This window comes from Mycolicibacterium sarraceniae, assembly GCF_010731875.1.
Lineage (GTDB): Bacteria > Actinomycetota > Actinomycetes > Mycobacteriales > Mycobacteriaceae > Mycobacterium > Mycobacterium sarraceniae.
Genome location: NZ_AP022595.1, coordinates 1,858,895 through 1,881,902, shown reverse-complemented (window position 1 = coordinate 1,881,902; position 23,008 = coordinate 1,858,895). Strand labels below are relative to the sequence as shown.

The following is a 23,008-nucleotide window of genomic DNA, read 5'->3' as shown; positions in this document are numbered from 1 at the left end:
ACTTTTCCAACCCAGAGTTTTAGCGAGGTCAAATGACGGTTGAGGTCGAGCGGCATTCCTACGACGTGGTCGTGATCGGTGCCGGCGGCGCGGGCCTACGAGCGGTGATCGAAGCCCGGGAACGGGGTTTGAAGGTCGCCGTGGTGACGAAGTCACTGTTCGGTAAGGCCCACACCGTCATGGCCGAAGGTGGTTGCGCCGCCGCCATGCGCAACGTCAACACCAAGGACAGCTGGCAGGTGCACTTCGGTGACACCATGCGTGGCGGCAAGTTCCTGAACAACTGGCGGATGGCCGAGCTGCACGCACAGGAAGCCCCCGACCGGGTGTGGGAGCTGGAGACCTACGGCGCGCTGTTCGACCGCACCAAAGACGGCAAGATCAGCCAGCGCAATTTCGGCGGGCACACCTACCCGCGGCTCGCGCACGTCGGTGACCGCACCGGCCTGGAGATCATCCGCACACTGCAGCAAAAGATCGTCTCGCTGCAGCAGGATGACAAGAAGGAACTCGGCGACTACGAGGCCCGCATCAAGGTCTTCCACGAATGTGCGATCACCGATCTGATCAAGGATGGGGACGCGATCGCGGGTGCCTTCGGCTACTGGCGCGAGACGGGCAAGTTCATCCTGTTCGAGACGCCGGCCGTGGTGTTGGCCACCGGCGGTATCGGCAAGTCGTTCAAGGTGTCGTCGAACTCCTGGGAGTACACCGGCGACGGGCATGCGCTGGCACTGCGCGCAGGTTCCGGCCTGATCAATATGGAGTTCATCCAGTTCCACCCGACCGGCATGGTCTGGCCGCTGTCGGTGAAGGGCATTCTGGTCACCGAGGGTGTCCGCGGTGACGGCGGGGTGCTCAAGAATTCCGATGGCAAGCGCTTCATGTTCGACTACATCCCCGACGTGTTCAAGGGGCAGTACGCCGAAACCGAAGAAGAAGCCGATCAGTGGCTCAAGGACAACGACTCCGCACGCCGCACCCCTGACCTGCTTCCCCGCGACGAGGTGGCCCGCGCCATCAACGACGAAGTCAAGGCCGGCCGCGGCACCCCGCACGGCGGCGTCTACCTTGACATCGCCTCGCGGATGCCGGCCGAGGAGATCAAGCGCCGCCTGCCGTCGATGTATCACCAGTTCATCGAGCTGGCCGAGGTCGACATCACCAAGGACATGATGGAAGTCGGTCCGACCTGCCACTACGTGATGGGCGGCATCGAGGTCGATCCCGACACCGGTGCCGGCTCGACTCCCGGGCTGTTCGCCGCGGGTGAGTGTTCGGGCGGTATGCACGGCTCCAACCGCCTCGGCGGCAACTCGCTCTCGGACCTGCTGGTGTTCGGCCGGCGCGCCGGGCTCGGTGCGGCCGACTATGTGCGGGCCCTGTCCGCACGCCCCGCGGTGACGGACGCGGCGATCGACGCGGCGGCCACGCTGGCGCTGGCGCCGTTCGAGCCGAAGGCTAATGCCGAGAACCCGTACACCCTGCACGCCGAGCTGCAGCAATCGATGAACGACCTGGCGGGCATCATCCGCAAGGAGGGCGAGCTCGAAGAGGTACTGGGCAAGATCGACGAGCTCAAGGCGCGCTATGCCAACGTCGTCGTTGAGGGCGGACGGCTCTTCAACCCCGGCTGGCACCTGGCGATCGACATGCGCAACATGCTGCTGGTCAGCGAGTGCGTGGCCAAGGCCGCGCTGCAGCGCACCGAAAGCCGCGGCGGACATACCCGCGACGACTATCCCAAGATGGACGCCCACTGGCGCAACAAGCTGCTGGTCTGCCGGGTAGCACCTGGCGATGCCGACGCTGTCGTGCCCGACGTCACGGTGACGCCTGAGCAGCAGCCGGTGATGCGGCCCGATCTGCTGGCCACGTTCGAGCTGTCCGAGCTCGAGAAGTACTACACCGAAGATCAACTGGCCGAGCACCCTGAGCGGAAGGGCTGAAAATGGCTGCTTATGACGCGAAACTGCGGGTTTGGCGCGGCGATGAAACCGGCGGCGACCTACAGGACTACACCGTCGAGGTCAACGACGGCGAGGTGGTGCTCGATATCGTCCACCGGCTGCAAGCCACCCAAGCCGGTGACCTCGCGGTGCGGTGGAACTGCAAGGCAGGCAAATGCGGTTCGTGTTCGGCCGAGATCAACGGGCGGCCACGGCTGATGTGTATGACCCGGATGTCGACGTTCGGCGAGGACGAGGTCGTGACGATCACGCCGCTGCGGACCTTCCCCGTGATGCGCGATCTGGTCACCGACGTCTCCTTCAATTACGAGAAGGCGCGGGAGATCCCGTCGTTCACTCCCCCGAAGCATCTGCAACCCGGCGAGTACCGCATGCAGCAGGAGGATGTGAACCGCAGCCAGGAATTCCGCAAGTGCATCGAATGCTTCCTGTGCCAGAACGTGTGCCACGTCAACCGTGACCACGAAGAGAACAAGAAGTCTTTCGCCGGCCCGCGGTATCTGATGCGCCAAGCCGAGCTGTCGATGCACCCGCTGGACACCCTGGACCGTCGCACTATGGCCCAGGAAGAAAACGGTCTGGGCTTCTGCAACATCACCAAGTGCTGCACCGAGGTGTGCCCCGAGCACATCAAGATCACCGATAACGCGCTGATCCCGATGAAGGAGCGCGTCGCCGACGCCAAGTACGACCCGATCGTGTGGCTCGGCAATAAATTGTTCCGGCGCGATAAGTAGTCAAAAGCCTCGGCGAGCGGGCCGCGAGATTTCCCCAGGGATTTCTCGCGGCCTGTTCCTCTTGGTGCCCGGCTGGGTAGCCTCGCACCATGGATAGTGTCCATAGCCTCAACGACATTCGCACAGCAATCCGCGAGCTGTCCGCCCGCGCCGCACTGGCTCTCAAAGAGGGTCGGCCCCACGACGCGGCCGAGATTGAGCAGCGCATCGCCGGTTATCGCCAAGAACTCGGCGAAAAGCCCTGACCCAGGCTGCGGGACGGGCTGGGTTATGCGCCCAGTCTGCGGAAAGTGCTGCGGTGGAACACAATCGGCGGAACATCATGCACGGTGATCTCCTTGACCCGGAGAACCACGATGGTGTGGTCACCGGCGACCACCGACTGCTCGATCGTGCTCTGCAACCACACACTGGTGCCGTGCACGAACACCGCACCGCTCTCGTGGGAGTGGGTCTCCAGCCCGGCGAAGCGATCACCGGTCTTGGCCGCCAGGGTTCGCGCCGCGACGTCATGGGACTCACCCAGGAGGCTGATGCCCAGCGACGGCAGGTCCTTCAGCTTTGGCCAGGTCTCCGAATTGTTCTGCACACAGAACGAGACCAGCGGCGGATCCAGCGACACCGGCACGAAGGTGCTGGCGGCCAGGCCGACCCGAATACCCTCGACCTCAGCGGCGATCGCGATGACACCAGACGGGAAATGACCGAACGCCTCACGCAGGGAGGCGGGGCTCAGCTCTGTGCTGCTCATAACACCTCCATTTTCACATGCGGCGGTGCGCCGCGGCCACAGCAGGGTCCGGCCTGATCCACATAACCGTTGAGTAGCCTAAGGCCGTGTCAAACGTTTCAGTCCTGTCCGTGCTGCGCGAACGCGCTGGTCTAACGCCAGACGACGTCGCCTTCACGTTCACTGATTACGACCGGGACTGGAACGGTGTCGCCGAGAGCCTTACCTGGTCACAGGTCTATCGCCGCACACTCAACGTCGCGCACGAGGTCGGCCAGCATGGCGCACCCGGCGACCGGGCGCTGATCATCGCCCCCCAGGGCCTGGCCTATATCGTCGCCTTCCTGGGCGCCATGCAGGCCGGGTTCATCGCCGTCCCGCTGTCGGTTCCGGTACCCGGTTCCCACGACGAGCGGGTAAGCGCGGTGGTGACCGATACCTCGCCCTCAGTGGTGCTGACCACTTCCGAGGTCTTCGAAGTCGCCGCACAATACGTGGACGACGGCGCCGCCGTGATCGCCACGATCGCGGTGGACACGCTCGATCTCGACGCCGCCAAAGCCGTCGACCCCGAGGTGCCCGACGGTCCGGATATCGCCTATCTGCAGTACACGTCGGGCTCGACGCGGCTGCCGGCAGGCGTGATGATCTCGCACCGCAATATGTGTGCCAATTTCGAGCAGTTGATGGCCGATTACTTGCCGCACTATGGCGGCGAGTTCCCACCGGGCCTCAGTCTGGTCTCGTGGCTGCCGTTCTACCACGACATGGGACTGATGCTCGGGATCGGTGCACCGATCCTCAGCGGGCACCCAGCGGATCTGATGAGCCCCATCGCGTTCCTGTCCCGGCCGGCGCGGTGGCTACAGGCGATGGCTCGCCAGCCGAAGGCGTGGTCGGGCGCACCGAACTTCGCGTTCGATCTCACGGCGCGGCGCACCGGCGACGACGAACTGGACGGCCTCGATCTCAGCGGTGTCATCGGCATCATCAACGGTGCCGAACGCATCCACCCCGAGACCGTGGTCCGATTCAACGAACGCCTCGCGCCGATTGGTCTTCGTCCCGAGGTGATGGCGCCGTCCTACGGGCTGGCCGAAGCGACGGTATACGTCGCCAGCAGCACCGCCAATGAGGTGCCCAACGTCGTCGACTTCGATGCCGTCGAACTGTCACAAGGGATCGCGGTGCGTAAAACCGGCGGGGCGCCATTGCTGCGCTATCAGTTGCCGGTCTCGCCGCTGGTGCGGATCGTCGACGCGGACACCTGCGAGCTGTGCCCCGATGGCACCGTCGGCGAGATCTGGACGCACGGTGAGAACGTCTCTGCGGGCTACTGGCGCAAACCGGAACAGACCGGATCCGCCTTCGGCGCTACCCTGATCAACCCGTCGAACGACGACCCGGAGAGCGGCTGGTTACGGACCGGAGATCGGGGGTTCGTCTCGCAGGGCGAGCTGTTCATCGTGGGACGCATCAAGGACATGCTGATTGTGCGCGGCCGCAACCACTACTCCGAGGACATCGAGTCCACGGTGCAGAAGATCACCAAGGGTCGGGTGGCAGCCATCGCGGTGTCCGACGAGCAAAGCGAGACGCTGGTGACCGTCCTGGAACTCAAGAAGCGGGACGATTCCACCGAGTACACAGGTGTGAAAAACGATGTGATCGCGGCGATTTCGCGTGCTCACGGCTTGCAGGTCGCCGATATCGTGCTGGTGGAACCGGGGGCGATCCCGACCACCACGAGCGGCAAGATCCGCCGGGCAGCGTGCGTCGAGCAGTACCGCCAAGGACAGTTCGTGCGCCTGGATGCGTAGCTGATCAGCCGATGTGGTTCACCCTATTGGTGATGGCTGCCGCAGTCAGTCTCGAGCCGTTTCGCATCGGGATGTCGGTGCTGATGCTGAATCGTCCCCGCCCCCACCTGCAGCTGGCCGCCTTTCTGTGCGGTGGTTTCGTGATGGGCCTGACGGTGGGCACCGTGGTGTTGTTCGCACTCGAGTCCCGGATCCCGGCCTCGGCCCATTTCACTGTGCCCAGAGTGCAGGTTGTCATCGGCACGCTGGCGCTGGTGACCGCGGCGATCTTGGCGGTCACCAAGGGACGCGACCGTACCCCGCCGGCGTGGCTGAGTCGTCTGCTCGACGGCCAATCGCTGTGGGTGGCCGGCGTCGCCGGCCTGGGTATCGCGCTGCCCTCGATCGACTACCTTGCCGCACTGGCCATCATCGCTGCTGGTGCGGTAGCTCCAGCAGTCCGGTTCGGCGCGTTGGTGACGTTCAATGTCGTGGCGTTCGCACTGGTGGAGATTCCGCTGCTGGCCTATCTTGTTGCGCCGCAACGTACCCGCGCGGCGATGACAGCACTGAACGGCTGGGTTCGTGCCCGGCGCCGCCGCGAAGTCGCCGTGTTGTTGGCCGTCGTTGGTGTCATGCTGCTCGCGGCAGGCCTACTCGGCGTGTAGGAACTCAGTGCGTGCTGGGGCCGTGATCCAGCACGTACTGGAGGCCGGCCATCAACTGCGAGACCGGGTCCGTGCCACCACCGAACGCGGCCTGAGTGGCGGGTGCGGTAACGGCGGCCGGGTCATAGCCGCGCACGGGATCGACCGCGATCGGCGCGGTCAGCGGATCGTCGTTGCGCGAATAGCCAGCATCCACTGAGGGTTTCAGCACCGCATCCAATTTGTTGAGAGTGTCTTCGTCCACGCCAAGATATTTGAACGGCAACACCAGCGGCAGATGCTGTTCGGGAATCAGGTACGTCGTGGTCTTGGCACCCCTGGAGTTCACGGTCGTCGCGATGTTCTGCGGCGGAACCATACTCGGGTTGGTGAATGCGACAGCGGTGTGACCGGTCGCGAGCCCCACGACCGCATTGGCCACCGAAATCCAGTTGTCCTGCCGGTCCGGCCAGTCGGCGATGCTGTCATACGCCGAGACGAAGCGGTAGGAGTCGTACTGACTGTCCACCTGAGGCGGGATCCGGTAGTCGAGGGCCGGCACGACACTGCCGACGGGAAAGTTCTGAGTCAGAAAGCCTTCGCCGAAGGCATGGGGTGCAACCGGATCACCGTAGGTGGCGAACGACAACTGATCTGGGGGCGGCGCGTTCGGATCGGTGGCCAACCGGTTCTGCACGGCGTTGAGCACCATCGCACCCTCGGACAACCCGATCGCGGTTCCGGGCCCGCCGTCCTGGATCGCCCTAAGGACGTTGCCTTCACCGACGTCCACCGACTCGCCGATACTCGGGCCGTCGATACCCAGGCCCGGGAAGTTGTCGTCCAGCTTGCCGATGCCAGGGAACAGGCGCTGCAACGTGTGGCCCTGGACCTGGCCGGCGGGGTAATCGACGATCTGCCGGTTGAGGCCGGGGAACCACTCCGCACCGGTGCGGCGGATGTACTCGTCATAGGGGATGCCGAGGACGTGGGCGCCGCCCAGGGCATATCCGCGGCCAGGCGTGCCGATCGGGGGGCCGTCGTTGTTCGGCTGGCTCGGTGGTGGCTGATCGGCGGCCGCGATTCCGCCGGTGGCGCACAGGGTCAACAGCGTGGTCGCCGTGGCGAGTAACTTCTTCATGCCTTACTCCCCTGCGACTTCAATCGTGACGGCCACCAGTTCGCCTTTCCGACCAGAGTAGCCACAGCGGGCACCGTGACCGTCCGCACCAGGAATGTGTCCAGCAGGATCCCGACGCCGATGACGAACCCGCCCTGCACAACGGTACCGATGCTGGAGAACAGCAGGCCCCACATCGAGGCCGCGAAGATCAGACCTGCCGCGGTGATCACGCCGCCGGTCGACGACAACGTCCGGATGACGCCGTAGCGCGTGCCGCTGAAGGATTCGTCCCGCAATCGGGATGCGAACAGCAGGTTGTAGTCGGCTCCGACGGCGACAAGCACGACGAAGGCCAGCGGCGGGACCGTCCAGTGCAGCTGCTGGTGGAGCAGACACTGGAAGACCAGCACCCCGACACCCAGCGCGGCGAAGTACGAAAGCACCACGGAGCCAACCAGATACAGCGGTGCGATCACCGCCCGCAGCAGCAGCATCAACGTCAAGAGCACCACGATCATCGTGACCGCGATGATGAATCGGATGTCCTTCTGGTAGTAATCCCGCGTGTCACGCAACGCGGCGGGATAACCGCCCATCGAGATCGTGGCGTCCGACAGGCTGGTGTTCGGCTGTGCGCTGCGCGCCGCATCGCTGATCGCGTTGACCTGATCCATCGCGTCGGCGCTGAACGGATCGAGTTTAGTGAGCACCAGATACCGCACCGAATGCCCGTCGGGCGAGATGAACATCTTGGCGGCCATCTTGAAATCGGGCAGGTCGAGGACTTCGGGTGGAATGTTGAATCCGGCCATCGCCGGGCTGGCGGCGTTCTGCTTCATCGACAGCAGGAACGCGGCGGCCTGATCGAGTCCGGTTCGCATCAGCTTGATCTGGTCGACGACCTGATCCACCCCGCCGGCCACTTCGCGGCTCCCGCTGGCGGCGCGATCGGCGCCCTGGCGAAGTTTCGTGGTGCCGGCCTGGGCGCCGCCCGGCGAGTCCAGCCCCATGGTGTGCATGACCTTCTGCAATTTGCCGAACGCATCGCCGAGCTGGCGCAGCGTCGCATCGAGGGACTGGCGGTCCTGCATCGACTGCAATTGCGCTGCCAGAGAGTTGATCTCGTCGAGCGTGCCGTTATTGCGCGCGTCGACCAGCGCCTGGAAGTGGCCCCGAGTTTCGGCACAGGACGGATCGAGGTCACAAACCGCGTTACCGTGCAACGCCACCAAAACCGGGCCCACCCAACCGAACAGGTCCTTGGCCGCCTGGACATTGATGCCCATCGAATTACCCAGCCGGTTGACCGCGTTGACGAGCTTGGCAGCGACTTCGACATTCTTGACGAGTGTGTCGCCGCTGTATTGACCCCTGAGCGCTGCGAACGCGTCCACCACGCTCTGCAGGCTGGTGGCGATCCCGTTCACCTGAACGCGCACGTCGCCGAGGTTGGTGGCGAGGGTATTGGCCCCGCCAGCAAGGCGATTGAGGTCGTTCATGTTCGCACCGATCATCGCCGAGCCGGTGCCCAGCCGATCACCGACCAGGCCCGCCTGGTAGGTGGCCCGGAACTCCTGCGGCACGTCACCCATCGGCCGGGTGATGCCGCTGACCAACTTGATGTTCGGCACCTGAGCGATGCGCTCGGCCATCTGCTCCAGATCCGCGAGGGCCTGTGGGTTGCGCAGATCACGGGGCGAGCGGACCACAACGTAAGAGGGAATGGACTGGTTGAGGTCGAAATGGCGTTCCAGGGCGGTGTAGCCGACCGAACTCGGGTCCCCGGGGGCCACCGCCTTGCGATCGTCATAGTTGTATTTCGCCAACCCCACACTGCTGGCCAGCAGGATCAGGATCAGCACGCTGGCGACCAGGTGTACCCTCGGCCGGCGCACGATGCGGATACCCGACCGCCGCCACCACCGCGCGGTGAGCTCACGCCGCGGCGTGATCCACCCGCGCGGCCCGGCGACGGCGATGATGGCCGGCAGCAGGGTGAGGGCGGCGAGGTAGGCCACCCCGACACCGATCGCCGAGGACACACCGACGGTGGAGAACACCCCCATCTTGGCGAAGCTGACGCCCAGGAACGTGATACCGATGGTGGCAGCGGATGCACTGATCACCTTGCCCACCGAGCCGAGTGCGTGCCGCACAGCATCGTCAGAGCTTTCCCCGAGCCGCACGAAGTCGTGATAGCGGCTGATCAAAAAGACCGCGTAATCCGTTCCGGCGCCGGCAATCATCGCGCTCAGCAGAATGATCGCCTGGTTCGATACCCCCAACCCGGTCAGGTTGGACAGCCCGGCGACCGCGGATTGCGCGATCACCAGCGATGCCCCGATCCCGATCAACGGCAGCAGCATGGTGATCGGGTTGCGGTACACGATCAGCAGAACGGTTAGCACCAGAACCGCGATCGCGATTTCGATTGGCAGCCGGTCATTTTGACCGGCGACGGTGAGATCGGCGACGGTGGCAGCCGGGCCCGTCAGGTGAACTTCCAGCGGGCTCCCGGCGGTGTTCTGTTTGACGATATTGGCCACCCGGTTGTAGGCGGCATAGGACTCCGGGGTGCCGAGCGCACCCACCAGCCCCACCGGGACAACCCACGACTTGTTGTCCTTGCTCGTCAAAAACGAACGCAGCGCGGGTGTTTCGACGAAGTCCTGCAACATCACGACGTCGTGCTGGTCTTCGCGCAGCGCCGTAACCAGCTTGCGGTAGGTCGCCTCGTGCGTGGGATTCAGGCCGCGCTCATCGGTCAGAACCACCAGCAGTAGGTCGTCGCCGCCGGGTTCTTTAAACGCTTCGGTCATCTGCCGGGCCGCCACGCTGGACGGGGCATCGCCCGGCAGCATGGCCAATGGGTGTTTCTGAGCCATGTCGTTGAGACTCGGGAACGTCAAAGGCAGCGCCGCCGCCAACACAAGCCACAGCCCGATCACCGCCCACGGCCAGCGCACTACACAGTCTGCTAGTCGTCGCACGTCGTCCTCATCCGGCTGCCCTCACCTGTGTCTCGTGAGGTCTCGCTACTCGCAAGTCGTCACCAATGTCCGCCGTCGGCGACCCGCCCGCACACCGATTTCATCGCTGCTATGTACCGACCGACCGACTTCTGGGCGATCGGGTTGTCCGGGAACATCACCGACATCGCGGTACCGGCCTCGTACCGGAATATATAGATCGTCAGCTGATAGGAGAACCGGCCGTCGGAGTAGATGCCGATATTGTTCGAGTAGCCCATGTCAGCGGCGGCGAGCACAGCGTTGAGCGGCGCGGCGCCGCCGTGCAGAAAGTTCGAGACCGGGAAGTTCGGCGACGGCTTGTCCAACCACGGCGCCAACTCCAGCACCCGGTAATACGGAACCCTGGCCAGCCTCACGCCGGTGTCGAACGACGTCTGCGCCGCCCAGGCGGCTTCACCGAATGACGTCGCGGCGATCGGGACGGTGATCGGGACCAGACCGGTGAACCACCCCTGGGTGGTGAAGTTGTCGGTGGTCCTGCGGGTATCTCTCGGCGTGAGTCCGTAATATGTTGCCGCACCCGTGAATTCGTGATCCGTCATTGCCGTGCAGGCGAACAGGCCACCAACGAAGCGGACTCCGGCCGCCGTGCAGGCGGCTTCGAATCGCGCAGTCTGTGCGGCGTCCATGATCATATCGCCGACCATGTCGGCGACCGTCGGCTCCCGCGGGTTGCCCAGCGGCAGCGGGAACTCCGGCAGCGTCCCATTGTTGTTCTCGGCAAACTCAATCCAGGCCCGAACCTCCGGCGAATCGACGGTCAGATCCGCGCTCGCGTGGTGCTCCTGGCGACAAAAGTCGTCGAAGCTGCCGGCCTCCGGCAAGGGCATCGGCTGACCGGTCAGCGTCAACGACGTGTACATGCCGTGCGCTTCCAGCATGGTGATTCCGATCAACGCCGCGTCTCCGTGGACGTGGTCGATACTGGCATAGAAATCGAAGTGATCCGCGCTCTGGACAACCCCGAAGGAAAAGCAACCCCATTCCAGTGGAGTCGGAATATCGACGATATGTTTGCGCGCGTCTTCGGCGGCCATCTCGCCGAATTCAACAGGCTCAAATTCAATATCCACGGCATCGGCGATCGTGCGCCGGACAATATCGCCGGAACCGGAGTATTCAAACCAACTCCGATATGTGTCATGGCGGCGCAAATACGCGTTCAGGGCTTGAGTCATGGCGGAAATATCGCATTGACCTGGCACTTCGCAGGTAGCGATGATTTGGCGTGAATAGTCGAGCCCGGCGGCGTCCTGCTCGTAGACGCCGCGAATATGCTGACCCTGCATATAGCTGACAGGCACCGAACTGACCGGGGCTTGCCGAGCCTTTTCCATGGCGGCACTTGTCGGCCGCCACGACGTCACCACACCGGGTCTCGGCGACCAATCATCGATTGTGCCGATCGAAATCTTCCCGATTTGCAATATTTCCCTCCCAGGTCGCCGCGGCTACGGCCTCAGGACCGGCAACGTTAGTGGCCAGACCAACATAGCGCCTGCGGCTGAGACGGTCGCCTAACGACCCGATGGGCCAGCTCAGAGGCGGTGCCGGGGGCCGATCCACGGCCCTGCGCGGCTAGCGATGGAGCCGCTGTGACCGGCGCCCGAAAGCGCGTCGGTCAGCAACGCACATGCAATACTTGCCGACGGGAGATGTGCCGGCCGTCGCTGTCGGGAGATGACCGGGCCGTGGCCGTTCGGAAGCAATCCTGGGCCTGACGTGGTCTCCCAGAGTGGATCGAGCCAGATTGGTATCGACCAGATCGACGTCATACCGGCCCGACGCGGAGAGCACAACCTGATGGCATTAACCGAACATCCGACGCAGCAGCCACCCCGCTTCGCGATCGTCGGGTACGCGGCCCGCTTCCCCGGAGCCGCGGACGCAGAACAGTACTGGGACCTTCTGCAGGGCGGCCGGGATGCGGTCACCGAGGTGCCTCGAGACCGATGGGACGTCGAGGAATTCTTCGATCCGGACCCAGACGCTCCCGGCAAGATCGTCACCCGGCGCGCCGGGTTCGTCGACGACGTCTGCGGCTTCGACGCACCGTTCTTCGGAGTATCGGCCCGCGAAGCCAACGTGATGGATCCACAGCATCGACTGCTGCTGGAGACCGCGTGGCGCGCTGTCGAACATAGCGGTACCGCGCCAACGACTTTGGCGAACACCCGCACCGGCGTTTTCATCGGTTTGGCCACCCATGACTTCCTGGGGATGGCATCAGACGCCCTGACCTACCCCGAGATCGAGGCCTATCTGGCGATCGGCACATCCAGCGCGGCGGCAGCCGGCCGGATCAGCTATCGGCTGGGACTACACGGCCCCGCGGTCACCGTCGACACCGCGTGCAGCTCGTCGCTGGTGGCGATCCACCAGGCCTGCCAAGCGCTGCGGCTGGGCGAATGCGACCTCGCGCTGGCCGGCGGGGTGAACGTCATTCTCAGCCCAGCCACCATGATCACCTTCTCGCACTCCCGGATGCTGGCGGCTGACGGCCGCTGCAAGACGTTCGACGCGGCAGCCGACGGCTACGTGCGCGGTGAGGGCTGCGGCGTGATCGCCATCAAGCGGCTCGAAGACGCGATCCGCGACGGTGACCACATCCGGGCCGTGATCCGCGGTAGCGCGGTCAATCAGGACGGCGCATCGGGAGGTCTCACCGTGCCGAACGGGGTCGCCCAACAGCGGGTGATCGGTGCGGCGCTGGCATCGGCGGGGCTGGCCCCCAGCGATATCGGCTACCTGGAAGCGCACGGCACCGGCACCTCGCTGGGCGATCCCATCGAGGTCCAGGCCGCAGCTGCCACCCTGGGCAAAGGCCGCGACGCAGACCAGCCGCTGCTGATCGGTTCGGCGAAGACGAACATCGGCCACCTGGAAGCCGCCGCGGGCGTCGCCGGTGTCCTCAAGGTGGTCTTGTCCCTGGAGCATCAGGAGCTGCCCAAGCACCTGAACTTCCGCAATCCGTCACCGCACATTCCCTGGGATCGGATCCCCGTGCGCGTCGTCGAGGAGTCGGTGGCCTGGGAACGCTCCGAGAAGCCCCGTATCGCGGGCATCAGCTCGTTCGGTTTCTCCGGCACCAACGCACACGTCATCCTCGAAGAGGCACCACTGGCAACACCGGCTACCCCCGCGCCCGCGGCCGATGACCGCCGGTTCATGGTCCTTCCGCTGTCCGCTCGCACCCCGGCCGCCCTGGTCCAGAACGCCGAGCACTACCGCAGCTGGCTGAGCGAACATCCGGAAGCCACCTTGGCCGACGTGTGCCTGACGGCCGGCGCCGGCCGCGCGCACTTCGAGCACCGGGCCGCCCTGGTGGTCAATTCCCTCGAGTCCGCCCGTGAATTGCTTGGGGCCCTGGCTGACGACCTCCCGGCGCCTGGGCTGGTGCGCGGCGACAGCGTGGACACGCCGAAGACGGCGTGGCTGTTCCCCGGACAGGGCAGCCAGTACGCCGGTATGACCCAAGAGCTCTTCGAAACTGAACCGGTGTTCGCCGAGACGATGACCCGGTGCGCCGAGGCCGTGGCCGATGTGCTCGATAAACCGTTGCTGGACATCATCTTTGATCTTGACGGCACCGAGGAGCTGAAGCAGACGCGGCATGCCCAGCCCGCGCTGTTCGCGGTGGAGATGAGCCTGGCCCGGCTGTGGCAGGCGCGTGGCTTCGAACCCGATGTGGTGCTCGGACACAGCGTCGGCCAATATTCGGCGGCTTGTGTCGCAGGCGTATTCAGCCTCGAAGACGGCGCGCGATTGCTCGCCGAGCGGGGGCGGCTCTTCGGAGATTTGCCCGCAGGCGGGCGGATGGCGGCAATCTTCGCCGACCCGGACCGCGTCGAACGCCTCACCGACGAATACCCCCGTCTGTCGGTGGCCGCCTACAACGGTGCCAACACCGTGCTGTCCGGACCCGCCGCCGACCTGGAGCAGGCGGTTGCCACGCTGTCCGATGACGGGGCCCGCTGCGACTGGCTCGACACCAGCCACGCGTTCCACTCGTCACTGCTGGATCCGGCTCTCGACGCTTTCGAGTCTTATGCGAACGAGTTCACATTCGGTTCACCGCAGCGGATTCTGATCTGCAACCGGACGGGCGCCACGCTGGGGCGCAACGCCACCCTGGACGGCACCTACTGGCGCCGCCACGCGCGTCAGCCGGTCCAATTCGCGAAAAGTGTTGCGACACTTGCTGAACTTGGCTGCACACTGCTGCTCGAGGTAGGCCCGCAGCCGGTGCTCACCGCCGCGGCCCTGCGCGCCTGGCCGGACCCGGCGACCGCACCCAAGGCTGTCCCGTCGCTGCGTCGCAATGGTGCCGACCACCGCCAGGTCACCGAGGCCCTGGCGGGAGCCTACGTAGCCGGACATCTGCCCGACTTCGGTGCGCTGATAGCCGAGCCCGCGCACAAAGTCGATCTGCCGACCTATCCCTTCCAGCATCGCCAGTACTGGTTCACCGCCAAACAAAACCAGACGGCCGCCGCTGACACGGCGCGCACCGAAGCGGTCCAACTGCTCGAGGACGGCCGCATCGAGGAACTCGCTGCCCTGCTCGATGCGGCAGGCACCAGTCTGACAACCGCCGATGTGCTCAACAAGCTTGCGGCCCAACATAACCGGCAGCGAAGCGCACAATCGATCGCTGACATCCGCTATGAGATCCGCTGGGAGCGGTCCACGAACTCCTCCCCCGCCGAGATCGGCGAGGGAGCCGCGTGGCTGCTCATCGGCGATGACGCCGCCTCGATGCAGCCTGTGATCGATGCGCTGACCTCCAATGGCCACCGGCACCGCATCCTCGGACTGCCGGTGTCCGACGCCGACGAGGAACGCCTGGTCGATGAATTACGCACTGCGGTACACGACGAGCCGGGACTGCGGATCCTGCATATCGCCGCGCTGGAGTCCGACGGCGCGACGTCGATGCGCTCGCTGCTACGCATGCAACACCGTGTCCTGGGTGGCACCCAGCGACTGTTCCGCGCCGCGGCCGCTGCTGAACTACGCACCCCGATCTGGGTGACAACCCATGGTGCGCAACATGTTACCGGCGATGACACGGTTGCACCCGAGCAGAGCAGCCTGTGGGGATTCTGCCGCGCCGCCGCGCTGGAGTATCCGCAGGTGTGGGGCGGCCTCATCGACCTGTCCAGCCGTAGCGCTGACGAGTGGTCACGGTTGATCAAGCAGGTCGTCACGGCCTCATCTGGCGAAGACCAGATCGCCCTTCGCGGCGACACCGTGCACGTTCCCCGGCTGATCCGTCGCACCGGCCAGCCGAACTCGACACCGCTGGAACTGCGTTCCGACGCAACATATCTGGTGACCGGCGGCCTGGGAGCGCTCGGCCTGGAGATCGCCGGGTACCTGGCCGCGCACGGCGCCCGCCAGCTGGTGCTCACCAGTCGGCGCGCACCGGGCGAGGCCGCGCAACGTCGCATCGAGATTCTCCGCGAGCAGCACGGCTGCACCGTCCGGGTGATCGCCGCCGACGTCGCCGATCCGCACGATGTCGCACGCCTGCTCGCCACGGTGCAGGCCGAACTTCCCCGGCTGGCCGGTATCGTACACGCCGCCGGCGAGAACGACACCACCCCGCTGAGCTCTCTCGAAAGCACCGACATTGATCGGGTGTTCTCTGGGAAGGTCTGGGGCGCTTGGAATCTGAGCGAGGCAAGCGCAGACCTACAGCTGGATTTCTTATTGTCCACCTCATCGATCTCCTCGGTGTGGGGCAGCTACGGCCAGAGCGCCTACAGCGCGGCGAACGCCTTCCTCGACGGATTGACCTGGCACCTGCGCGAGCGGGGCATTCCCGGTATCAGCGTCAACTTCGGCCCGTGGTCGGCGGGCATGGCCGACCAGGACGCCCGGACCCAGCTGGACCGGCGCGGCATCCGCACCCTGTCGCCGTCGGACGCACTGGCCGGGATGGCCGAGGTCATGGCTTCCGCCGGTTCGCAGGGACCCTCACAGGCCGTGGTCGCACGGATCGACTGGGCCCGGTTCTTGCCGATCTACCTGCAGGCCGGCCGGCGTGCCCTACTGGCCGAGGTGGGCCGTGAGGTGCCCGAATCGGTGGCCGCGACAGCGCCGGCATCCGGGACAACCCGGCTTGTCGAACAGCTCACCGCGGCACCGGTGCAGCAGCGCAAGAAACTCGTCCTGGACTACTTGCGCAACACCGTCGCGGAAGTGACCCGCACCGACGCGTCGGAGATCCGCGAAGAAGCCGGGTTCTTCGACCTTGGCATGGATTCGCTGATGGCCGTGGAACTGCGCCGCCGCCTGGAGCAGGCGGTCGGTAAAGAACTGCCGGTCACCCTGGCGATGGACTTCCCGCGGCTGACCGATGTGGCCGACCACCTGTTGTCCGATGTGCTCAACCTCAACGAACGGGCCGGCAGTCAGCTTGCGGCCCAGCCGACCTCGCTGGCAACCTCGGCGACCGATGAGCCGATCGCCATCATCGCGGTGGCGTGCCGGTTCCCCGGCTCACCCGATGTCGACGCCTATTGGGATGTGCTGTCCGGCGGGGTGGATGCGATCAGTGAGATCCCCGAGGACCGCTTCGACGTCGACGAGTTCTACGACCCCGATCAGCAGATGCCGGGCAAGATCTACACCCGCAGCGGCGGATACCTGGACAGCGTCGATGGGTTCGACCCGGAGTTCTTCGGCATATCGCCGCGCGAGGCCGTCTGGATTGATCCGCAGCAGCGCCTGATGCTCGAAATCGCCTGGGAGGGTTTGGAACGCGCCGGATACGCGCCGTCTGCCCTGCGCGGCAGCCGAACCGGCGTGTTCGTCGGCGTCGGCGCGAACGAATATTCGCATCTGCTCTCCGGCGAATCGGTCGAGAACCTCGAAGCGCATTTCATCACCGGCAACGCGCTCAACGCCATTGCCGGCCGAGTGGCCTTCACTCTCGGCCTGGAAGGCCCCGCGATGGCGGTGGACACCGCCTGCAGCTCGTCGCTGGTAGCGGTCCATCAAGCCTCCCAGGCTCTGCACTCGGGTGATTGCGACATGGCCCTGGCCGGTGGTGTCAACGTCCTGCTCAGCCCGGCGTCCATCGTCGCCGCATCCCGCGCGCGGATGCTGGCCCCCGACGGTCGATGCAAGACCTTCGACGCGGCCGCCGACGGCTACGCGCGCGGTGAGGGTTGCGGCATCCTGGTACTCAAGCGGCTCTGCGACGCGCAACGCGACGGTGACCGGGTCTGCGCGGTCATCCGCAGCAGCGCGGTCAACCAGGATGGCGCTTCCAGCGGTTTGACGGTGCCCAATGGTGTTGCGCAACAGCGGCTTATCACCGCGGCGCTGACTCGTGCCGGCCTCACTGGCGCGGACGTCGACTATCTCGAAGCGCATGGCACCGGTACTCCACTGGGTGATCCGATCGAGGTGCAGGCGGCCGCGGCGGTCTACGGCGCAGGCCGCGACCCGAACCGGCCGCTGCTGATGGGAACGGCCAAGACCAACATCGGGCACCTCGAGTCCGCCGCTGGCGTAGCGGGGCTGGTCAAGGTCGTGTTGTCGTTGCAGCACGAACTGCTCCCGCAGAACCTGCACTTCCAGAACCCGTCACCGCACATACCATGGGACTCGCTGCCGGTGCGGGTGGTGGACACGGCGACGCCGTGGCACACCGACGGCCGGCCGCGACGCGCAGGCGTCAGCTCGTTCGGCTTCACCGGAACCAACGCACACGTGCTGATCGAAGAGGCGCCGCAACCGCTGGGAACCGACGCCGACGAAATAGCCGACGAATCCGGCGATACCGCAACCACAGTCGAGACCGTCCGCGAACCGTTGAGCCTGTTGCCGCTATCGGCACGCTCCGCGCAAGGCCTGGTCGCGCTGGCGCAGCGCTACTCCACCTGGCTGGACGCCCATCCGGACGCTCCGCTGGCCGATGTGTGTTTCACCGCAGGAGCCGGACGGTCCCACTTCGAGCACCGGGCCGCGGTGGTCGCGACGTCCAGCCACGAAGCCAAGCTGCTACTGGACGATCTGGTGGCGAACCGGCTGCGCCCGGGCGTGCTACGAGGCGAATGCACCGACCCGCCGACAACGGCCTGGTTCTTCCCCGGACAGGGCAGCCAGTATCCGGGTATGGCGCGCGAATTGTTCGACACTGAACCGGTATTCGACGACACGATGCGTCGTTGCGCGCAAGCAGTTGACCCGATGCTGCCCCGGCCGCTGCTGGAGGTCTTGTTCTCCAGCGACCGCGAGGCCGTTGAAACGCTGCGACACACCTCGTTTGCCCAGCCGGCGATCTTCGCCGTCGAGATGGGGCTGGCCCGACTCTGGCAGTCCTGGGGGATCGAGCCGGACGTGGTGCTGGGGCACAGCGTGGGCCAGTACGCCGCTGCATGCGTGGCCGGCGTGTTCAGCCTGGAGGACGGTGCCACGTTGATCGCCGAACGCGGTCGGCTCTTCGGCAGCCTTCCCGCCGGTGGCCGGATGGTGGCGGTATTCGCCGATCCGGAATACGTGGAACGGGCGGCGACGGCCTTCCCGCGAGTTTCGGTCGGCGCCTATAACGGCCGCAACACGGTGCTGTCAGGCCCGGGTGAGGATCTGGAACAGATCGTCGCCACCTGCAGCGAGGATGGCACCCGCTGCACCTGGTTGGAGACCAGCCACGCCTTCCATTCGGAGTTGCTGGATCCGGTCCTGGACGAATTCGAGTCGTTCGCAAAGCAATTCGATTACGCCGTGCCCTCACGGCCCCTGGTCTGCAACCGGACCGGCGCCATGCTCACCAGCGAGACGCCGATCGACGCACAGTATTGGCGCCGGCATTCTCGCCAGCCCGTCCAGTTCACCGAAAGTGTGCGCACGGTTGCCGCGCTGGGATGCTCGGTAGTGATGGAGATCGGTCCCCAGCCGATCCTGACCGCGGCTGCCTTGCAGATCTGGCCGGAGTCGTCGGCCACCCCGCGCGCGATCGTGTCACTGCGCAAGGGTTCCAACGCTCAGCGTCAGATCACCGAAGCCCTTGCCGCGACGTACATCTGTGGGCACCGGCCGGACTTCGCCGCGAAACACCACACCCCGGGCCAGCGGCTTGAGCTGCCCACCTACCCGTTCCAGCGCCGTCGGTACTGGCCCAAGACCTCGGGGATCCGGGCCGACGGTACGGCCGCGTCGGGCATCCTGGGCAGCGCCAAGGATCTCGCATCCGGGGACACCGTCTACACCACCGTGCTATCGGTCAAGACGCAGCCGTGGCTGGCCCACCACGTCATCTACGGCACGGTGGTGGTACCCGGCGCGACCTATGCGGCGATGGCACTGGCCTCGGCCGGCGCACCGGCGCGGGTGAAGGAAGTCTTCTTCTACGAGCCGATCATCTTGCCGGAGAAGGCATCCCGCGAGGTTCAGCTCACCTTGCATCCGATCGATGACGGCTGGAAATTCCAGGTGCACAGCCGGCCCTACGGTGTCCGCGATGCCGAGTGGTCGCTGAACTCCGACGGAACCCTGCTGTCTGGCACCGATCCCGAAGCGGGATCGCCGCAGAACACGCAGTCGCCGGACGAGGCGACCGAGCAGATGAACCGCACCCGCCCTCAGGAACTGTTCGACATCTTCCACGATATGGAATTGGCCTGGGGCCCAATCTGGTCCACCTCGCTGAAATCGTTGTGGGTTGGCGAGGGTGAGGCGATCGGTGATATCTCCGTCGGCGAGGAACTCGGAGAACACCTGGGCAGCGAGCCGATCCACCCGGTGTTGCTCGACTTGTGCACCGGCGTGGCGTTCCCGGCCTTCCCGGCGACACTCGCCGCCGAACAGGGATTGACCGATCTGTTCCTGCCGCTGCGGTATGGGCAGGTCCACGTGCAGGACAAGATGCCGCGGCGGTTCTACTGCCGGGCCCGTTGGCATACCAACGCGCTCAACAACGAAACCCAAGTCTTCGACCTCGATTTCGTGGACCGCGACGGGCGTGTGCTGGGCGGGATCAGCGAGTTCACCGTCAAGCGCGCCCCGCGGGAGGCGCTGCTGCGCGGCCTGGGCGGTGACTCGACCCGGTTGCTGTACACCCTGGGCTGGCAAGAGATCGCGGCCCCCGTGGCCGAAGACGCCGACAACAGCACGGCCAAGGGCACCTGGCTGATCGCCGGTTTCGACACGCTGGCCACCGAGCTACCCGGCGCTGTCACGGTCGACGATGTGCACGACCCACAGTCCTGGCAGCGGGTGTTCGCCGAGGCTGCCGAGCGCGCCGCGCCGGTTACCGGAATCGTTTGGCGCAGTTCCGGACAGGCAGCAACTGATGGCTCCACAGACGAGCTCGCCGTCCGGTTGGAGGCCGAGATCGCGACCCTGCTCGGCGCCGCGCAGACCGGGGTGACCGAGGGCCTGCGCGACGGATTGTGGATCGTCACCGAGCGTGCCGTCGCCACCGAGCCCGGTGAGCCGGTGGACCCGGTGCAGGCCGCGCTGTGGGGATTCGGCCGCACCCTGATCGCCGAACAGCCGACACTGCGGGTCCGGTTGGTCGACGGGGACGCCACCGATGAGTCACTGAGCTGGCTGGCCGGTGCACTCGGCACAGCCGTCGTCGAGCCCGAAATGGCAGTGCGCCAAGGACGTTTCCTGGTGTCGCGGCTGCTGCACTGGGCCCGTAACGGCCAGTTGCCGATGCCGCGAAGCGACGACTACGCCCTGGCGCCCACCGAGCGCGGTGCGATCGACAACCTGCGTCTCACCGAGGCAGAGGTGGAACCGCCGAAGGCTAACGAGGTACAGGTCCGGATCGAGGCCGCCGGCCTCAACTTCCGTGACGTGCTCAACGTGCTCGGCCTCTACCCGGGCGATCCGGGCCCGATCGGTGGCGACCTGTGCGGTGTCGTGACCGAATTGGGCTCCGAGGTCACCGGCTTCGAGGTCGGTCAGCGGGTGTTCGGCTCCATGCAGGGGGCGTTCGCCAGCCGGCTGAATGTTCCCGCGCCGCTGCTCGCGACGGTGCCGGACGGAATCAGCGCAGTCGACGCGGCGACCATTCCCGCTGCGGCACTGACGGTCCGGCTCGCGTTCGACTGGGCCGAGCTCAAGCCCGGCGACAAGGTGCTCATCCACGCCGCCAGCGGTGGGGTGGGGTTGGCTGCGGTGCAGATGGCTCGGGCGCACGGTGCGACCGTGTTCGCCACCGCCAGCAAGTACAAGCGCCAAACTCTGCGTCAGATGGGGGTGGAGTACGTCTACGACTCGCGGTCAACGGATTTCGCAGATCAGATCCTTGCGGATACCGGCGGCAAGGGTGTTGACGTGGTACTCAACTCCCTAACCAACGAGGGCTTCGTCGAGGCCACCGTGCGAGCCACCGCCACGGGCGGCCGGTTCGCCGAGATCGCCAAGCGCGATATCTGGACGACTGAGCAGATGGCTGCGCTTCGTCCCGATATCGCCTACGAGATCGTCGCGCTGGACGTGACGATGATGACCGATCCCGACCACATCCAGAGGCTGATGGTCGAGGTGTCCGACGGGTTGGCCAAGGGTGAGTGGACGCCGGTGCCTGCCGAGGTCTATCCGCTGACCGAGGCCAGGACCGCCTTCCGCCGCATGCAGCAGGCCCGGCACATCGGCAAGATCGTGGTGCAGATGCCCAAACCGCTGCAGCCGCGCGGCGATCGGAGCTACCTGATCACCGGTGGCCTCGGCGCGCTCGGCCTGCACACGGCGTCGTATCTGGCCCAACTCGGGGCCGGTGACATCGTGCTGACCAGCCGTCGCGCTCCCGATGCCGAGACCCAGCAGGCCATCGACGCCATCACCGAACGGTTCCAACACTGCCGGGTCCACGTCTTCTCCGCCGATATCGGTGAGGAGTCCGACGTCGCCGGACTGTTGGAGAAGATCAGGGCCGAGCTGCCGCCGCTCGCGGGGGTTGCGCACCTGGCCGGCGTGCTCGACGATGCGCTGCTACCGCAGCAAGACCTCGAGCACTTCCGGACTACCCTGGGCCCCAAGGCTTATGGCGCCTACCACCTGCACCGGTTGACCAAAGATGACGAGCTCGAGTTCTTCATCCTCTTCTCGTCGGCGTCGGCGGTGCTCGGATCGCCCTCGCAAGCGAACTACGCCACTGCCAATGCGCTGCTGGACGGGCTCGTCGCGCAGCGCCGGTCGCACAGTTTGCCGGCCACCGCCGTCAACTTCGGCCCGTGGGGCGAGGGCGGTATGGCCAGCTCGCAAGCCGCGCTGGCCAATCTCAGCGCACAGGGCATGATGCCCCTACAGCCGTCGGCGGCCTTGTCCGCACTCGGTGAGGCGATCCGGCACGGCGCGGCGCAGACCACCGTCCTCAAGGCCAACTGGCAGCGGACCGCCAAGATGCTGGGTGGTATCCGCCCGCCGCTTCTCGATCAGGTGTTGCCACGCGGCGATGGAGCTGTCACCGGGGACAGCGAGTTGCTCCGGCAGCTGCAAGAAACGCCGGTGGCGCAGCGGGCCGCGTTCATCACCGAGTTCCTGCAGCGCGAGGTCCAGGGTTTCCTCCGGCTCGCACAACCGCCTGCCGCGGGCAGCCGGTTCCTGGACCTCGGCACAGACTCTCTGATGGCGGTCGAACTGCGTAACCGCTTGTTCGGCCAGTTCGGCGGCAAGTTCGATATCAGCCCGACCGCGGTGTTCGACTACCCGACTCTGGGTGAACTCGCCGAGCATCTGGTCTCGCAGCTTCCGGATTCCGACGCACCGTCGGGTGAGCCGGACTCTGCGGCGGCTGGAGAACCCGAAGTCGCTGTGCCGGCCGCGGCTGATTCCAACGTCGAAAGTTGACCCGAAAGGTCGTTGTTTCGGTAGCGGTGTGACCAAGGTCGCACCGCTACCGGCGTTTCTGGTGACACCACTCCACATCGCTGCGCGGACGCTCGCACCCCATTGAGCTGCAGATACGCGCGGCTTGCTGATCCCAGCAAGCCGCCGACCCAAC

General features: G+C 65.7%; 10 protein-coding genes. 6 read left to right on the top strand and 4 right to left on the bottom strand.

Going from position 1 to position 23,008, the window contains the following annotated elements:
- Positions 1 to 32 precede the first annotated feature (32 nt).
- The 3 genes from G6N13_RS09380 (at position 33) to G6N13_RS24100 (ending at position 2,952) form a co-directional block, all read left to right on the top strand.
- Positions 33 to 1,949 carry a fumarate reductase/succinate dehydrogenase flavoprotein subunit gene (locus G6N13_RS09380; protein WP_163696470.1) on the top strand — a complete coding sequence of 639 codons (1,917 nt, stop codon included), beginning with the start codon at positions 33 to 35 and terminating at the stop codon, positions 1,947 to 1,949.
- Between the two features lie 2 nt (positions 1,950 to 1,951).
- Positions 1,952 to 2,707, top strand: coding sequence for a succinate dehydrogenase/fumarate reductase iron-sulfur subunit (locus G6N13_RS09375; protein WP_163696469.1), 756 nt, complete (start codon positions 1,952 to 1,954; stop codon positions 2,705 to 2,707).
- Positions 2,708 to 2,796: 89 nt separating this feature from the next.
- Positions 2,797 to 2,952 (top strand): hypothetical protein, encoded by a 156-nt coding sequence (locus G6N13_RS24100; protein ID WP_170310444.1) that lies wholly within the window; start codon positions 2,797 to 2,799, stop codon positions 2,950 to 2,952.
- A 23-nt stretch (positions 2,953 to 2,975) separates the two neighbouring features.
- Here G6N13_RS24100 and G6N13_RS09370 read toward each other — a convergent pair whose 3' ends face one another.
- Entirely contained in the window at positions 2,976 to 3,458 is a 483-nt protein-coding gene (locus G6N13_RS09370; protein ID WP_163696467.1) for a flavin reductase family protein, read from the bottom strand.
- 86 nt (positions 3,459 to 3,544) lie between these two features.
- On the opposite strand from G6N13_RS09370, the gene G6N13_RS09365 reads away from it, so the two are divergent.
- Together G6N13_RS09365 and G6N13_RS09360 are read left to right on the top strand one after the other, a co-directional pair.
- The gene (locus tag G6N13_RS09365; protein ID WP_163696465.1) at positions 3,545 to 5,257 is read left to right on the top strand and encodes an AMP-binding protein; all 1,713 of its coding nucleotides are present in this window, start codon (positions 3,545 to 3,547) and stop codon (positions 5,255 to 5,257) included.
- An 11-nt stretch (positions 5,258 to 5,268) separates the two neighbouring features.
- Entirely contained in the window at positions 5,269 to 5,904 is a 636-nt protein-coding gene (locus G6N13_RS09360; protein ID WP_163696463.1) for a GAP family protein, read from the top strand.
- Between the two features lie 4 nt (positions 5,905 to 5,908).
- On the opposite strand, the gene pe is transcribed toward G6N13_RS09360, so the two are convergent.
- From pe to G6N13_RS09345, 3 genes are read right to left on the bottom strand one after another with little or no spacing between them, the layout of a single operon-like run.
- Entirely contained in the window at positions 5,909 to 7,024 is a 1,116-nt protein-coding gene (gene pe, locus G6N13_RS09355) for an acyltransferase PE (RefSeq protein WP_163696461.1), read from the bottom strand.
- Positions 7,021 to 9,996: an MMPL/RND family transporter gene (locus G6N13_RS09350; RefSeq protein ID WP_163696459.1), complete on the bottom strand. Its 2,976-nt coding sequence runs from the start codon at positions 9,994 to 9,996 to the stop codon at positions 7,021 to 7,023. Before G6N13_RS09350 ends, pe begins: the two co-directional genes overlap by 4 nt.
- A gap of 59 nt (positions 9,997 to 10,055) precedes the next feature.
- The gene (locus G6N13_RS09345; protein ID WP_322789314.1) at positions 10,056 to 11,465 is read right to left on the bottom strand and encodes a condensation domain-containing protein; all 1,410 of its coding nucleotides are present in this window, start codon (positions 11,463 to 11,465) and stop codon (positions 10,056 to 10,058) included.
- Between the two features lie 376 nt (positions 11,466 to 11,841).
- Between G6N13_RS09345 and G6N13_RS09340 the strand changes: the two genes are divergently transcribed.
- A complete protein-coding gene (locus tag G6N13_RS09340; protein WP_163696456.1) occupies positions 11,842 to 22,854 on the top strand; it encodes a type I polyketide synthase in 11,013 nt (3,670 codons plus the stop codon).
- The last annotated feature ends 154 nt before the right edge of the window (positions 22,855 to 23,008 follow it).

Bases quoted from the DNA above. Each gene is read 5' to 3' on its own strand.
- pe (WP_163696461.1), bottom strand. From the start codon at position 7,024: ATGAAGAAGTTACTCGCCACGGCGACCACGCTGTTGACCCTGTGCGCC.
- G6N13_RS09375 (WP_163696469.1), top strand. From the start codon at position 1,952: ATGGCTGCTTATGACGCGAAACTGCGGGTTTGGCGCGGCGATGAAACC.
- G6N13_RS09340 (WP_163696456.1), top strand. From the start codon at position 11,842: ATGGCATTAACCGAACATCCGACGCAGCAGCCACCCCGCTTCGCGATC.
- G6N13_RS09380 (WP_163696470.1), top strand. From the start codon at position 33: ATGACGGTTGAGGTCGAGCGGCATTCCTACGACGTGGTCGTGATCGGT.
- G6N13_RS09370 (WP_163696467.1), bottom strand. From the start codon at position 3,458: ATGAGCAGCACAGAGCTGAGCCCCGCCTCCCTGCGTGAGGCGTTCGGT.
- G6N13_RS09360 (WP_163696463.1), top strand. From the start codon at position 5,269: ATGTGGTTCACCCTATTGGTGATGGCTGCCGCAGTCAGTCTCGAGCCG.
- G6N13_RS24100 (WP_170310444.1), top strand. From the start codon at position 2,797: ATGGATAGTGTCCATAGCCTCAACGACATTCGCACAGCAATCCGCGAG.